Raw genomic sequence first — 15,746 nt, 5'->3', positions numbered from 1 at the left:
GCCGACCCGGACCTGGCGCTGCGCCAACTGCACCGCATCGTGGAGGCCGAGGGCCGTACCACCGCAGGCGGCGCCAGCATCGTCGGGGGGCTCGCGCTGCGGGCCGGCCTGGCCGGGCCCACCGGCTGCGTCACCGAGCTTCCCGATCTGCGCGGCCCGGCCCTGCCGGCCTTCGCCGACCTGGTCTTCGGCGGACACGACCTGGCCACCACCCCGCTGTGCAAGCGCGCCGAGGCCCTCGCGGACGCCGGTGTCATCCCCTGGCGGTTGGTCGCCGCGCTCCGCGACGAACTGGGCGTGGTCGAGCAGGAGCTGCGCCCCGCACCGGTCGGCGACACCCAGGCCGAGCGGGCCGAGGCAGTGGTCCGCGACCTGACCAGCTTCCGCGACCGGCACGAGTTGGACCGGGTGGTGGTGGTCAACGTCTCCGCCACCGAGCCGGCCCCTCGACCGCACCCCGCGCACGCCGACCCGGCCGCGCTACGCGCCGCTCTCGACGGGCCGGACGAGGTGCTGCCGGTCAGCTCTCTCTACGCGTACGCCGCGGTGCTCGCCGGCTGCCCGTACGTCGACTTCACCCCGTCCACCGGGCTGCGGCTGCCGGCGCTGGCCGCGCTGGCCGAGGAGGCCCGACTGCCGTACGCCGGGCACGACGGCAAGACCGGGGAGACCCTGGTCAAGTCGGTGCTCGCGCCGATGTTCGCGATGCGCAACCTGGCAGTGGGCTCCTGGTCCGGGGTCAACCTGCTCGGCGGCGGCGACGGCGCCACCCTCGCCGACCCGGCCGCGAACGCGGCGAAGGTGCAGAGCAAGCAGCGGGTGCTCGGCGAGACGCTGGGCTACGTCCCGCAGGGCGGCACCCGCATCGAGTACGTCGAGGAGCTGGGCGACTTCAAGACCGCCTGGGATCTGATCACCTTCAGTGGATTCCTCGGCACCGGCATGCGGATGGAGTTCACCTGGCACGGTTGCGACTCGGCGCTGGCCGCGCCGCTGGTGCTCGACCTGGCCCGACTCACCGCCGCCGCGCACGCCGCCGGGCAGGTGGGGCCGCTGGCCGACCTGGGCTTCTTCTTCAAGGACCCGCTGGGCACGCCCACCCACTCGCTGGGCGAGCAGTGGGCCCGGCTGACCGCCTTCACCCGGCAACTGCACGACGGCGGGGACAGTGATCATGACAACGTTGGCTGATCTCGCCGAGCTGGTCCGGGCACCGGCCGCGCTCTCGGTGCCCGGTGACGTGATCGCCGGGGCCGCGGCGGCGGGCGCGCTGAGCCCGCGTACGCCCGCCCTGGCCGGCGCGTCGGTGCTGCTCTACTGGGCCGGCATGGCCGCCAACGACTGGTCCGACCGGGGTCTGGACGCCGAGGAACGGCCCGAGCGGCCGATCCCGAGCGGGCGGGTCACGCCGGCTGCCGCGGTCGGTCTCGCGGCGGGCCTCACGGCCGCCGGTGTGGGCCTGGCCGCCGCCGTGGGCGGTCGCCGCGCCGCCGCGCTCGCCGTCCCGCTGGCCGCCACCATCTGGGGGTACGACCTGCTGGCCAAGAACACCGCGGCCGGTCCGGCCGTGATGGCCGCCTGCCGAGGGCTGGACGTGCTGCTCGGCGCGTCCGGCGGTCGGATCACCCGGGCGTTGCCGGCGGCGGCCACCGTCGCCGCGCACACCTGGACGGTCACCGCGCTGTCCCGCCGGGAGGTCACCGGCGCCGACGCCACCCTGCCGATGCGCACCCTCGCCGGCACCGCGTTGGTCGCCACCAGTGCCGCGGTCGCCGTGCCAGGCGCCTTCCGCACCGCGAACCCCGCCGGGGCCACCGACCGGGCCGAGACCGTCGACGAGACCGGCGTGCGCGCGGGTCGCAGCCGGTCGGCCACGATCGCGGCGCTGCTGCCCGCGGTGCTGGCCGGGTGGTACGCCGCCCGGTACGGCGCGGCCCAGGCCGAGGTTGTCCGGGACCCGTCGGCCAAGCGGGTCCGGGCGGCCGTCGGCGCCGGGATCACCGGGTTGCCGGCCCTCCAGGGAGCGCTCACCGCACGGGGTGGAGCAGGTCTGCTCGGGGTGGCCGTCGCGGCGGCCGCGCCGCTGGGTCGACGACTGGCCCGGAAGGTCTCCCCGACATGAGCGTCCCCGAGCCACGGCCCGGTGCGCCGGTCACCGACGCCACCACGCTGCGCCTCGGGTACGGCACCAACGGGTTCGCCAACCACCGCCTCGACGACGCGCTCGCGGTCATCGCCGACCTCGGCTACGACGGGGTGGCGCTCACCCTGGACCATGACCACCTGGACCCGTTCGCGCCCGGGCTCACCCGCCGGGTCGCCGCTGTCAGTCGACGGTTGGAGTCGCTGGGCCTGGCGGTGGTCATCGAGACCGGAGCCCGCTACCTGCTCGACCCGTGGCAGAAGCACGCCCCGACGTTGCTGCACGACGACCCGACCCGGCGGATCGAGTTCCTCCGCCGGGCCGTGCGGATCGGCGCCGACCTGGGTGCGGAGGCGGTCTCGTTCTGGGCCGGTGTCCGACCCGAGTCGGTGTCACCGCAGTGCGCCTGGGACCGGCTGGTGGCCGGCTGCGCCACAGTGGTCGACGCGGCCGACACCGCGGACGTCACCCTCGGCTTCGAACCGGAGCCGGGCATGCTGGTGCAGGACATCGCCGACTGGCGTCGGCTGCACGCCGCACTGGACAACCCGGCCCGCTTCGGCATCACCCTCGACATCGGCCACTGTCGGTGCCTGGAGCCCTGGCCGGTGCCGCAGTGCGTCGCCGAGGTGGCCGACCACCTGGTCAACGTGCAGATCGACGACATGCGCCGAGGCGTGCACGAGCACCTGGAGTTCGGCGTCGGCGAGATCGACTTTCCGCCGGTGCTGGCCGCGCTGCGCGACGCCGGCTACCGCGGCCTGGTCGCCGTGGAGTTGCCCCGCGACTCGCACGCCGCACCCGCCGTGGCGGCCCGGTCGATCGAGTTCCTGCGTGCCGCCGCGGCCACCGATGACGACCCTGCCCGCACCCTTTGCTCTGCACCCGCCGAGGCGACGCCCGCCAAAGAGGCCCCGGTGCATATATAGGTGCAGAGCAAAGGGTGGCGAGGCACCGGGGAGCAGCACAAGGGGAGGAGACGGGATGACACCGGATTCACTACGGGCCGCGCTGGGAGGCGTACCCGATCCCGACTGGCTGGACACGGCGCTGCGCCGGGTCACCACCGAGCCCACCGCGATCACCAGGCTCTTTCCCGCCGTCGGCCGACGCTGCGGGCGGGCCGCGCTGCCCGAAGCCCCCGGCTGGACCGCCGACGACGCGGCCCGGGTGCTGCTGCTCACCAGCCTGCCCGGCGAGCACGCGGCGTACGCCGAGCGCCTCTACCAGCACGGTGACGCGGCCGAACGACGAGCGGTGCTGCGTGCCCTGCCGCTGCTGCCGATCGGCGCCGACGCGGTGCCGTTGCTGCACGACGCGATCCGGACCAACGACACCCGGTTGGTCGCCGCCGCGCTCGGCCCGTACGCCCGGCACCTCGACCAGGCCGCCTGGCGGCAGGCGGTGCTCAAGTGCGTGTTCAGCGGCGTCCCCCTGGCCGGGGTGGCCGACCTGGACTCCCGGGCCGACAGCGAGCTGACCGCCATGCTCGCCGCGCTGGCCGCGGAACGACACGCCGCCGGCCGTGACCTGCCCGCCGACGCCACCGACCTGCTCGACCGGCTCACCGCCGCACTGCCCCGGGAGGCGTGAATGCGCATCTTCGACCCCCACATCCACATGACCTCACGCACCACCGACGACTACGAACGGATGGCCGCCGCCGGGGTGCGCGCGGTGGTGGAGCCGGCGTTCTGGCTGGGTCAGCCGCGCACCAGCGCCGCCTCGTTCACCGACTACTTCGACTCGCTGATCGGCTGGGAGCCGTTCCGGGCCGGGCAGTTCGGGGTGCGGCACTTCGCCACCATCGCGCTGAACCCCAAGGAGGCCAACGACCCGCGCTGCCGGCCGGTCCTCGACCTGCTGCCCCGCTACCTGGACAAGGACGCGGTGGTGGCGGTCGGCGAGATCGGGTACGACTCGATGACGCCCGAGGAGGACGAGGCGTTCGCGGCGCAGCTCGCCCTCGCGGTGGCGTACGAACTACCGGCGCTGGTGCACACCCCGCACCGGGACAAGGCGCGCGGCTGCGAGCGGACCCTCGCCGTGGTCGCCGAGTCCGGCATCGACGCGGGTCGGGTGGTCGTCGACCACCTCAACGAGGTGACAGTGAAGCTGGTCCGCGACAGCGGCTGCTGGCTGGGTTTCTCCATCTACCCGGACACCAAGATGACGCCGCAGCGGATGGTGGAGTTGCTGCGGGAGTACGGCACGGAACGGATGCTGGTCAACTCGGCAGCCGACTGGGGGCGCTCCGATCCGCTGCTGACCCGAGCCACCGGCGAGGCGATGCTCGCGGCCGGCTTCAGCGACGACGACGTCGACAAGGTGCTGTGGCGAAACCCGGTGGAGTTCTACGGGCAGTCGGGGCGGCTCGACCTCAGCGACCTGGACGCCGCCGCCGCCGTGGACCCGCAGACCGGCAACTCGATCCTGCGCGGCGGCAGCTGATGCGGCTGCGACATGCCGGCGGCGAGACCGTCCACCTGGGCTACTGCACCAACGTGCACCCGGCCGAGGACCTCGCCGGGATCCTCGGTCAACTGGACACCTACGCGGTGCCGGTCCGCGAGGCGCTCGGCAGCGACCTGCTCGGGCTCGGCCTGTGGCTGGCCGCCCCGGTCGCCGCCGAGCTGGCCGCCGACCAGACGCTACGCCGCCGGTTGCGCACCGAGCTGGACGCGCGCGGCCTGGAGGTGGTCACCCTCAACGGCTTCCCGTACGCGGCCTTCCAGGCCCCGGTGGTCAAGCAGGACGTGTACCACCCGGACTGGACCACCGAGCAGCGCCTGACCTACACCCTCGACCTGGCCCGGGTCCTCGCCGACCTGCTGCCCGACGACGCCGCCCGGGGTTCGATCTCCACGCTGCCGCTGGCCTGGCGTCAACCGTGGGACACCGGCCGGGCCGACGCGGCCCGACGCCGCCTGGACCAGCTCGCCACCGGCCTGGCCGACGTGCAACGCGACACCGGCCGTGAGGTGCGTGTCGCCTTCGAGCCCGAGCCCGGCTGTGTGGTGGAGAGCACCGGTCAGGCGGCCGCGCTGCTGTCCGGGATGGACACCGACCGGCTGGGTGTCTGCGTGGACCTCGCCCACCTGGCCTGCGCCTGGGAAGAGCCGACCGAGGCGCTGCACCGACTGCGGGCGGCCGGACTGCCGGTGGTGAAGGTGCAGGTCTCGGCCGCTGTCGAGGCCGCCGACCCGGCCCGTGACGCCGAGGCGTTGCGCCGCTGGGTGGAGCCGCGCTTCCTGCACCAGACCCGGGGCACCGGTTGCGCCGGTCTGGCCGACCCGGCCGAGCCGACGTACGCGGCCGACGACCTGGACGAGGCATTGGAGCGGGCGCTGCCCGGGCCGTGGCGGGTGCATTACCACGTGCCGCTGCACGCCCCACCCGAGGAGCCGCTCGGCTCGACAGTGCCGGTGCTTCGTGCGGCCCTGAGAGCGCTCTTCGACGGCCCGACCGCCGGCTGTGACCACCTCGACGTCGAGACGTACACCTGGGGGGTGCTGCCGGCCGCACGACGGCCCGGCACCGACGCGGAGCTGGCCGCCGGCATCGCCGCGGAGCTGGCCTTCGCCCGGGACGAACTGGTCGGCCTCGGCCTGACCACAGACCGAACCGTGAGCATGGGAGTGACGCGATGAGCAGGCGACTGGTGGTCCTCGACGTGGTGGGGTTGACACCCCGACTACTGGCCCACATGCCTCGACTGCGCGGGGTGGCAGACGGCGGCTTCCGGGCCGAGCTGGGCACTGTGCTGCCCGCCGTGACCTGCTCGGTGCAGTCCACCTTCCTCACCGGCGAGCAGCCCAGCGGGCACGGGATCGTCGGCAACGGGTGGTATTTCCGGGAGCTGGGCGAGGTGCTGCTGTGGCGGCAGCACAACGCGCTGGTCGGCGGGGACAAGCTCTGGCAGGCCGCCCGTCGGGCCGAACCCGGCTACACGGTGGCCAACGTCTGCTGGTGGTACGCCATGGGCGCCGACGTCAACTGGACGGTGACGCCACGCCCGGTCTACTACGCCGACGGGCGCAAGGAACCGGACTGCTACACCGACCCGCCGGAGCTGCACGACGCGCTCACCGGGCGGCTGGGCACCTTCCCGCTCTTCACCTACTGGGGGCCGACCGCCGCCCTGCCGTCGTCGAAGTGGATCTGCCAGGCCGCCGAGCAGATCCTTGCCGACGTGTCACCCGACCTGACCCTGGTCTACGTCCCGCACCTGGACTACGACCTGCAACGCTTCGGTCCCTCGTCGGCCCAGGCCGCCGCGGCGGCAGCCGAGCTGGACGCGGTGCTCGGCCCGCTCCTGGACGCCGCCCGGGCCCGGGACGCCACAGTGGTGGTGCTGTCCGAGTACGGCATCACCGACGTTTCCCGGCCGGTGGACGTCAACCGGTTGCTGCGCGCGGAGGGCCTGTTGCGGGTGCACACCCAGGCGGGCATGGAGTACCTCGACCCGTGGACGTCGAAGGCGTTCGCTGTCGCCGACCACCAGATCGCGCACGTCTACGTCAAGGATCCGGCCGACGTGCCGGCGGTGGCGAAGCTCTGCGCCGGCCTGCCCGGGGTCGCCGAGGTGCTCGACGCCGAGGGCAAGGCCGCACACGGGCTCGACCACCCGCGCGCCGGTGAGCTGGTGCTGGTGGCCGAGCCGGACGCCTGGTTCACCTACTACTACTGGTTGGACGACGCCAACGCACCGGACTTCGCCCGACTCGTGGAGATCCACCGCAAGCCCGGTTACGACCCGGCGGAGCTGTTCTTCGACCCGGCGAACCCCGGTGCCGCGAAGGCTCGCGCCGGGGTCGCCCTGGCCCGCAAGAAGCTCGGCATGCGGTACCTGATGAGCGCTGTCGGCCTGGACGCCGGTGCGCAGGCGGTTCGCGGCTCGCACGGGCGGCTGCCGGCCGACCCGGCGGATGGCCCGGTGCTGCTCTGCTCGGACCCGACCGCGGCCCGGGACAAGATCGCGGCGACCGAGGTCAAGGCGCTGCTGCTGGAGCTCGCCGGATTAGGCGTTGACGGCGCGAGCGGCTCGGGGGAGCGGACATGACGGTCACCGTCGCGCCCACCGACGCCAGCGAACTGCGGGCACGCTTCGACGCGGAGCTGGCCGGGTTTCTCAGCCGACAGGGCCCGGACTGGCCGGACGGGGCGCCGCGGGGCGTGTTCACCGCGCTGCAACGGTTCGTGCTGGCCGGTGGCAAGCGGTTACGACCGCTCTTCTGCTACTGGGGTTGGCGCGGCGCGGGGGCTGCCGACGGCACCCCGATCGTGGTGGCCGCGGCGGCCCTGGAGCTGTTCCACGCTTTCGCGCTGATCCACGACGACATCCTGGACGGCAGCGACCGCCGCCGGGGTGAGCCGTCGGTGCACCGGCTCTTCGCCGACCTGCACGCCCGCTCGTCGTGGCGCGGTGACCCCGAGGCGTACGGCCGCAACACCGCGCTGCTCTGCGGGGACCTCTGCGCGGCCTGGTCGGATCAGATGTTCCACGAGTGCGGGCTGAGCACCGAGCAGGTGCACCGGGGGTACGGCGTGTTCGCGCTGATGCGTACCGAGGTGATCGCGGGGGAGTACCTGGACCTGGTGTCGGGGGTGGGCGACGGCTCGGTGGCCAGCGCGCTCACCGTGATCCGGATGAAGGCTGCCCGGTACACGGTCACCCGGCCGTTGCAGATCGGTGCGGCCCTGGCCGGCGCGGGGCCGGAGCTGATCGCCGCGTTGGGCGAGTTCGGTGACCCGCTGGGTGACGCGTTCCAGCTCCGCGACGATGTCCTTGGCGTGTTCGGCGACCCGGCGGTGACCGGCAAGTCGGTCCTGGACGACCTGCGTGAGGGCAAGCCCACGGTCATGATGGCGCTGGCCCGCAGCGCCGCCGACCGGCCCCAGACCGTCCGGTTGCGGGAGCTGTTCGGTAACCCGGCGTTGGACGCCGAGGGCGCGGCGGAGCTGCGCGACATCATCGAGGCAACCGGCGCGCGGGAGCGGATCGAGCAGATGATCCGGGTTCGGACCGAGGCCGCGCTCGCCGCGCTGCAGAACGCCGTGGTGGCCGACGAGGCCCGCGCGGCCCTGGTTGCGCTGGCCGGGCAGGCCATCGACCGACGCGCCTGACCGGCGACTTTCGATCAAATCGACAAAAGTTGATGCTGAACCGCCGGAAGGTATGGACACATCGACACGTGCGACTTAGTGTCGTGACCAACACGAAGATGTTTCGTCGAGGTGAACCGGCGGCGCGGTAACCCATCGACCCCCCCACCACCGCTACGGCATCCGGCGCGACGGCGCGCGCCCGGCCTGGCAGTCACACGTCAGGAAGGGACAGCACAGATGTCAATGAAGGACGCTCCCCGACAACGGTCCCGACGATGGTTCTCCACCGGATCCGCGCTGCTGCTGGCGGTCGCCGCCGGCACTGTCACCTTCGCCGCCGGCTCGGCCCCCGCCCAGGCACACACGATCGTCGCCAGCGACTTCCAGCAGGTCGAGTTGGCTCGCGGCGTGACCGACATGGGTGAGCCGATGTCCCTGGCGGTGCTGCCGGACCGCTCGGTCCTGCACACCGCCCGCAACGGCACCCTGCGCCGCACCGACGCCAACGGCACCACCTCCGTGATCGGCACCGTCTCGGTCTACACGCACGACGAGGAGGGGTTGCAGGGCGTCGGGGTCGACCCGGGCTTCGCCAGCAACCGCTACATCTACCTCTACTACGCCCCGCCGCTCTCCACCCCCGGCGGCGACGCACCGGCCACCGGCACCGACTTCTCGGCCTTCGACGGCGTCAACCGGCTCTCCCGGTTCACCCTCAACTCGGACTTCACGCTCAACCAGTCCAGCAAGGTCGACGTGCTCGACGTCCCGGCCAGCCGGGGCGTGTGCTGCCACGTCGGTGGTGACATCGACTTCGACGCCGCCGGCAACCTCTACCTGTCCACCGGCGACGACACGAACCCGTTCGAGTCGTCCGGCTACTCGCCGCTGGACGAGCGGACCAACCGCAACCCCGCGTACGACGCGCAGCGCAGCGCCGGCAACACCAACGACCTGCGCGGCAAGATCCTGCGGATCAAGGTGAACGCCAACGGCACGTACTCCGTCCCGTCAGGCAACCTGTTCGCCCCCGGCACCGCCAGGACCCGGCCGGAGATCTACGCGATGGGGTTCCGCAACCCGTTCCGGATCAGCGTGGACAAGGCCACCGGTGTGGTCTACGTCGGTGACTACGGGCCGGACGCCGGCTCCACCAGCTCCACCCGCGGGCCGTCCGGCCAGGTGGAGTTCAACCGGGTCGCGGCACCGGGCAACTACGGCTGGCCGTACTGCACCGGCACCAACACCAGCACCGAGACGTACAACGAGTTCGACTTCGCGACCAGCGCCAGCGGCGCGAAGTACAACTGCACCGGCGGGCCGACCAACAACTCGTTCCGCAACACCGGCCTGACCACCCTGCCGCCGGCCCAGCCGGCCTGGATCCGGTACGCCGGTGACGCCGGCACCCCGACCGAGTTCGGCGGCGGCTCCGAGTCGCCGATGGGCGGCCCGGTCTACCGGTACAACGCCTCGTCGACCTCCACCACCAAGTTTCCGCAGTCGTTCGACGGGCAGTTCTTCGCCACCGAGTTCGGCCGGGGCTGGATCAAGCCGATCCACGTCAACTCCGACGGCTCCCGGGGCACCATCGACACCTTCCCCTGGGTCGGCAAGCAGGTGATGGACTCGGCGTTCGGCCCGGACGGCGCCTACTACGTCCTCGACTACGGCACCGGTTACTTCAACGGTGACGCCAACTCCGCGCTCTACCGCTTCGACTACGTCGGCGGCGGCAACCGGGCGCCCACCGCGAAGGCCAGCGCCAACCGCACCTCAGGTGCGGCCCCGCTCGCGGTGACGTTCTCCTCGGCCGGCTCGTCCGACCCCGAGGGTGGCACGTTGACCTACGCCTGGGCGTTCGGTGACGGCACCACCTCGACCGCCGCGAACCCGACGAAGACCTACAGCGCCAACGGCACCTACACCGCCACGCTGACCGTGCGGGACCCGCAGGGCGCCACCGGCAGCAGCAGCGTGCAGATCAGCGTCGGCAACACCGCGCCCACCGTCACGATCAACAACCCGGGCAACGGTCAGCTGTTCGGCTTCGGGGACACGGTGCCGTACAGCATCACGGTGACCGACCCGGAGGACGGCACCATCGACTGCACGAAGGTCAAGATGACCTACGTGCTCGGCCACGACCAGCACGGGCACCAGATCACCTCGAAGACCGGCTGCTCCGGCTCGATCACGATCCCGGTCGACGGTGAGCACGACGACGCGGCGAACATCTTCGCGATCTTCGACGCCGAGTACACCGACGCCGGTGGGCTGACCACGCACACCCAGCACACGTTGCCGCCGCGGCACCGCCAGGCCGAGTTCTACGGCACCTCGTCGGGGATCAACGTGTTCAGCAAGACCCCGGCCGAGGGTGGCAAGACCGTCGGCGACATCAACAACGGCGACTGGATCGCGTTCCAGCCGTACCGGCTGGGCAACGTGACCTCGTTCAACGCCCGGGTCTCCTCGGCGGGCGCCGGCGGCACCCTCCAGGTCCGGGCCGGCTCGGCCACCGGCACCGTGCTCGGCTCGGCCACGGTCCCGGTGACCGGCGGCTGGGAAACCTTCACCACTGTCACCGGGACGATCAGCAACCCGCCGACCGGCACGACCACGCTCTACCTGACCTTCGCCGGGTCGGGCACCGGGGCGCTCTACGACCTGGACGCCTTCACCTTCGTGACCGGGACGCCCCCGGCCGGTGGGGCCGGGCCGATCAAGGGTCTGGCTGGCAAGTGCCTGGACGTGCGCAACGCCGCCACCGCCGACGGCACGCAGATCCAGATCTACACCTGCAACGGCAGCGCGGCGCAGACCTGGGCCGTGACGCCGAACTCGACGATCAAGTCGTTGGGCAAGTGCCTGGACGTCGCGGGTGCCGCCACCGCCGACGGCACCAAGATCCAGCTCTACACCTGCAACGGGACCGCCGCGCAGAACTGGGTGGCCCAGGCCGACGGCACGTTGCGTAGCCCGGCGTCCGGCAAGTGCCTCGACGTCTCCGGCAACAGCTCCGCCGACAGCACCGCGGTCCACCTCTGGACCTGCGTCAGCGGTGCCGCCAACCAAAAGTGGATCCTGCCCTGAGCTGACAGGTGGGGGCCCCTCGGCACGCCTAGTGTGAGGCGAGGGGCCCCTCCTAACCGCAGTTAGGAGAGCGATATGCGCAGACGTATGCGACCCGTCCTCGGTGCGGCAATGGCCGCACTCGCCGTCATCGCCTGCACCACCCCAGCCACCCCGGCCAGCGCCGCCGACGCCCCGTACGACGTGCTGGTCTTCTCCAAGACCGCCGGTTTCCGGCACGACGCGATCCCGGTCGGCATCCAGACCATCCGCGACCTGGGCGCGGCGAACAACTTCACGGTCACCGCGACCGAGGACGCCGCCGCGTTCACCACGAGCAACCTCAACCAGTACGAGGCTGTCGTCTTCCTCAACACCACCGGCGACGTGCTCAACGCCAGCCAGCAAACCGCCTTCGAGTCGTACATCGGCTCGGGCCGCGGATACGTGGGTGTGCACGCCGCAGCCGACACCGAGTACGACTGGCCGTTCTACGGCAACCTCGTCGGGGCGTGGTTCGCCTCGCACCCCGCGATCCAGCAGGCCAACATGAAGGTGGAGGACCGGGGCCACGCGGCAACCGCGCACCTGCCGCAGACCTGGACCCGCACCGACGAGTGGTACAACTACCGCACCAACGCCCGGTCGAGCGCCCACGTGCTGGCCACCCTCGACGAGTCGTCGTACTCCGGCGGCGGAATGGGCGCCGACCACCCGCTGAGCTGGTGCAAGAGCTACAGCGGCGGCCGGTCCTTCTACACCGGCGCGGGGCACACCCAGGCGTCGTACGCGGAGTCGGGGTTCCGGAACCACCTGCTCGGCGGCATCCGGTACGCCTCCGGTCGGAGCAAGGCCGACTGCCGGCCCGAGACCGGCTACACCCCGCTGTTCAACGGCTCGACGGCCGGTTGGTCACAGGCCGGCCCGGGCAGCTTCACCAACACTGACGCCACCCTGACCTCGGTCGGCGGCATGGGGCTGTACTGGTACAACGCGAAGCAGTTCACCAACTACTCGCTGAAGATGGACTGGAAGCTGGCCGGTGACGACAACTCCGGCATCTTCATCGGGTTCCCTCCGTCGAGTGACCCGTGGTCGGCGGTCGACAACGGGTACGAGATCCAGATCGACGCCACCGACGCGACCGACCGCACCACCGGCGCGGTCTACACGTTCAAGTCCGCCGACATCGCCGCCCGCGACGCGGCGTTGAACGCGGCGGGGGAGTGGAACACGTACGAGCTGCTGGTCGAAGGCGAGCGGCTGCAGATCTTCCTCAACGGGGTGAAGATCAACGACTTCACCAACACCAACCCGGTACGGTCGCTGGCCGGTCACATCGGTATCCAGAACCACGGCACCGGTGACGACGCCTCCTTCCGCAACATCCGGATCAAGGAGCTGGGCGGCACCCCGCCGCCGACCGGGAACACCACGATCCAGGCCGAGGCGTTCAGCTCGGCCAACGGGGTCTCCGCGTTCACCAAGGCGGGCGCCAACGGCGGGCAGACCCTCGGCTACATCGAGCCGGGTGACTGGGCCGCGTACAACGGGGTCAACCTGGCCGGGGTCACCTCGTTCACGGCGCGGGTCGTCTCCGGCGGCGCGGGTGGCGCCATCCAGGTGCGCACCGGTTCGGCCACCGGCCCGGTGCTCGGCACTGTCGCGGTGCCGAACACCGGCAGCTGGAGCACCTACGCCAACGTCTCCGCGGCGCTGTCCAACGTCCCGTCCAGCACCCAGAACCTCTACCTCACCTTCACCGGTAGCGGCACGGGGCTCTTCGACCTGGACGACTTCACCCTGGTCAAGGGCGGAGGTGGCACGAACGGGGTGGGCCCGATCAAGGGTCTGGCCGGCAAGTGCCTGGACGTGCGCAACGGTGGCACCGCCGACGGCACCCAGATCCAGCTCTACACCTGCAACGGCAGCGCCTCGCAGACCTGGACCGTGACGCCGAACTCGACGATCAAGGCGCTCGGCAAGTGCCTGGACGTCAACGGCAGCGGCACCGCCGACGGCACCAAGATCCAGCTCTGGACCTGCAACGGCAGCGGCGCACAGAACTGGGCTGCCGCGTCCGACGGCACGCTGCGCAACCCGTCGTCGGGCAAGTGCCTGGACGTCTCCGGCAACAACTCCGCCGACAGCACCGCAGTGCACCTCTGGACCTGCCTCAACGCAGCCAACCAGAAGTGGACCCTGCCCTGACCGACTGACCCCGAAGGGGCCGCGGCTCACGTCGTCGGCCCCTCCGGGCCGGCCGGCGTGCCCGGCCGACGTGCCCGGTTGGCGTCCCCCGTCAGCCAGTTGCGTCGGCAAAGGGCGACGAGCGGTGTCTTCAACGAGCGTGATGCCTCTGAGTCATCCTGATGACACAGAGGCATCACGCTCGCACCGATTCGTCCGCCGGTTGCCATCCCGCCAGCCCGCCGTTTACGCGGGGGTGCGCGGGGTTGTTGGGGAGGCCGGAGCCCCGGTGCAGGGCTGGTCCCCGCACCGCTGCCGGCGCACTCGGATGCAGGCACATTGCGTGGATGCCGCCGACCGGCTCACAGGTGGCTGCCGTACCTTGACCTGCATGGGGTTGTTCGCGCAGTGGCGCGGGACGGTGCTGGCGCGAGGCCATCAGCTGCTCGGTGCGCTGGGCCGGGCCGACGAGCCCGACGACCCGTCCGAGCCGGCGCCCAGCCTGAACCGCCTCGACGCGCTGGTGGAGGGCTTCACCGCCGGTCAACCGGTGCGGTGGACCATGGCAGGGCAACCCCGCCCGCTACCCGGCCCGGTCGACGTCGTGGCGTACCGGATCATCGAGGAAGCGCTGACCAACGCCTGCCGGCACGCGCCGGGCGCCCCGGTCGGGGTCCGCCTGCGCTACGACGTCGCGGGCATCAGCATCGAGGTCCGCGACGAGGGCGCCGGTCCCGCTCCGTCCGGCGGCGGCACCCAGGGCGCCGGTCGGGGTCTGCTCGGGGTACGCAGGCGCGCCGAGCGGCTCGGCGGCACGTTCTCCGCCGGCCCGCGTGCCGGTGGTGGCTTCACCGTACGGGCTGTCCTGCCCGCGCCCGAGGAAATGATCGGATGATCGGCCGACTGCGGGGCTTCCCCGATGGGGCACTGCGGAAATAGGGTGGGGGTCGGCGACCGTGCTGGTGGCCGGTGACCCGGTGGGAGGCGCAACCCGCCGGGCTCAGGTGTGCTCCGCACCCACCGGTGACCGCTCGGGTGCCACGCACGTCCGGTCACCCTCGCCCCGGTCCGCACAGGAATCCCCATCACATCAGGGGAGAAGGACAATGGCGCGACCCATCACGCTCTTCACCGGCCAGTGGGCCGATCTTCCGTTCGAGGAGGTCTGCCGGCTCGCCTCCGAGTGGGGCTACGACGGTCTGGAGATCGCCTGCTGGGGCGACCACTTCGAGGTCGACAAGGCGCTCGCCGACGACTCGTACGTCGAGCGCAAGAAGGAAACCCTCGCGAAGCACAACCTTGAGGTTTTCACGATCTCCAACCACCTGGTCGGTCAGGCGGTCTGCGACCACCCGATCGACGAGCGGCACCAGGACATCCTGCCCGGCCGCATCTGGGGCGACGGGGAGCCCGAAGGCGTTCGCCAGCGGGCCGCCGAGGAGATCAAGGACACCGCGCGGGCGGCGGCGAAGCTCGGGGTGAAGACCGTCGTCGGCTTCACCGGTTCGTCGATCTGGCACACCCTCGCGATGTTCCCGCCGGTGCCGCCGTCGATGATCGAGCGCGGCTACCAGGACTTCGCCGACCGGTGGAACCCCATCCTCGACGTGTTCGACGAGGTGGGAGTGCGGTTCGCGCACGAGGTGCACCCCAGTGAGATCGCGTACGACTACTGGACGACGAAGCGGACGCTGGAGGCGATCGGCAACCGGCCCGCGTTCGGTCTGAACTGGGACCCGTCGCACTTCGTGTGGCAGGAGCTGGACCCGGTGAACTTCATCTTCGACTTCGCCGACCGGATCTACCACGTGGACTGCAAGGACGCGAAGGTGCGTACCGGCGATGGCCGGCGTGGCCGGCTCGCCTCGCACCTGCCCTGGGCCGACCTGCGGCGCGGGTGGGACTTCGTCTCCACCGGCCACGGCGACGTGCCCTGGGAGGACTGCTTCCGCGCGTTGAACGCGATCGGCTACACCGGCCCGATCTCGGTCGAGTGGGAAGACGCCGGAATGGACCGGCTGGTCGGCGCTCCGGAGGCGTTGCAGTTCGTCCGCCGGCTCGCCTTCGACGCACCGAGCGCCGCCTTCGACGCGGCGTTCAGCAGCAAGGACTGACCGCGCGTCGGACAGACCACGGGCCGGGGGGGGGGGGCGGCCGAGCCGCCGGCGTGCGGGGGACGTGCGTGGCGGCGGTGGGGGTTGGGGCTGGCCTGAGAGCGGGGGTGGGTGGG

Annotated in this window: 12 protein-coding genes; all 12 read left to right on the top strand. The window is 71.8% G+C overall.

Annotated elements, in window-relative coordinates:
- The first annotated feature begins 27 nt into the window (after window positions 1-27).
- Complete coding sequence (locus AB0B48_RS25385) at window positions 28-1,191, top strand: inositol-3-phosphate synthase (protein WP_357205796.1); 1,164 nt, start codon at window positions 28-30, stop codon at window positions 1,189-1,191.
- Window positions 1,175-2,122: an SCO3242 family prenyltransferase gene (locus AB0B48_RS25380; protein WP_357205793.1), complete on the top strand. Its 948-nt coding sequence runs from the start codon at window positions 1,175-1,177 to the stop codon at window positions 2,120-2,122. The genes AB0B48_RS25385 and AB0B48_RS25380 overlap by 17 nt, the downstream gene beginning before the upstream one ends.
- On the top strand, window positions 2,119-3,072 hold the full coding sequence (locus AB0B48_RS25375; RefSeq protein WP_357205790.1) for a sugar phosphate isomerase/epimerase family protein: 954 nt from the start codon (window positions 2,119-2,121) through the stop codon (window positions 3,070-3,072). Before AB0B48_RS25380 ends, AB0B48_RS25375 begins: the two co-directional genes overlap by 4 nt.
- Window positions 3,073-3,127: 55 nt before the next feature.
- On the top strand, window positions 3,128-3,736 hold the full coding sequence (locus AB0B48_RS25370) for an EboA domain-containing protein (RefSeq protein ID WP_357205787.1): 609 nt from the start codon (window positions 3,128-3,130) through the stop codon (window positions 3,734-3,736).
- Window positions 3,737-4,594 carry a TatD family hydrolase gene (locus AB0B48_RS25365; RefSeq protein WP_355009791.1) on the top strand — a complete coding sequence of 286 codons (858 nt, stop codon included), beginning with the start codon at window positions 3,737-3,739 and terminating at the stop codon, window positions 4,592-4,594.
- Window positions 4,594-5,793: a metabolite traffic protein EboE gene (gene eboE, locus AB0B48_RS25360; RefSeq protein ID WP_357205783.1), complete on the top strand. Its 1,200-nt coding sequence runs from the start codon at window positions 4,594-4,596 to the stop codon at window positions 5,791-5,793. Before AB0B48_RS25365 ends, eboE begins: the two co-directional genes overlap by 1 nt.
- Window positions 5,790-7,205: a nucleotide pyrophosphatase/phosphodiesterase family protein gene (locus AB0B48_RS25355; RefSeq protein ID WP_355009789.1), complete on the top strand. Its 1,416-nt coding sequence runs from the start codon at window positions 5,790-5,792 to the stop codon at window positions 7,203-7,205. Before eboE ends, AB0B48_RS25355 begins: the two co-directional genes overlap by 4 nt.
- Complete coding sequence (locus tag AB0B48_RS25350) at window positions 7,202-8,269, top strand: polyprenyl synthetase family protein (RefSeq protein WP_357205780.1); 1,068 nt, start codon at window positions 7,202-7,204, stop codon at window positions 8,267-8,269. The genes AB0B48_RS25355 and AB0B48_RS25350 overlap by 4 nt, the downstream gene beginning before the upstream one ends.
- 219 nt (window positions 8,270-8,488) lie before the next feature.
- The gene (locus AB0B48_RS25345) at window positions 8,489-11,347 is read left to right on the top strand and encodes a PQQ-dependent sugar dehydrogenase (protein WP_355009787.1); all 2,859 of its coding nucleotides are present in this window, start codon (window positions 8,489-8,491) and stop codon (window positions 11,345-11,347) included.
- Window positions 11,348-11,422: 75 nt separating this feature from the next.
- Window positions 11,423-13,537 carry a ThuA domain-containing protein gene (locus tag AB0B48_RS25340; RefSeq protein ID WP_357205777.1) on the top strand — a complete coding sequence of 705 codons (2,115 nt, stop codon included), beginning with the start codon at window positions 11,423-11,425 and terminating at the stop codon, window positions 13,535-13,537.
- Window positions 13,538-13,907: 370 nt separating this feature from the next.
- On the top strand, window positions 13,908-14,411 hold the full coding sequence (locus AB0B48_RS25335) for an ATP-binding protein (RefSeq protein ID WP_357205774.1): 504 nt from the start codon (window positions 13,908-13,910) through the stop codon (window positions 14,409-14,411).
- Between the two features lie 211 nt (window positions 14,412-14,622).
- A complete protein-coding gene (locus AB0B48_RS25330) occupies window positions 14,623-15,630 on the top strand; it encodes a sugar phosphate isomerase/epimerase family protein (protein ID WP_355009784.1) in 1,008 nt (335 codons plus the stop codon).
- Window positions 15,631-15,746: the final 116 nt, after the last annotated feature.

It is taken from the genome of Micromonospora sp. NPDC049089 (assembly GCF_040648775.1).
Lineage (GTDB): Bacteria > Actinomycetota > Actinomycetes > Mycobacteriales > Micromonosporaceae > Micromonospora.
The sequence above is the reverse complement of the archived record's forward strand: the minus strand, read 5'-3'. Positions and strand labels throughout refer to the sequence as shown.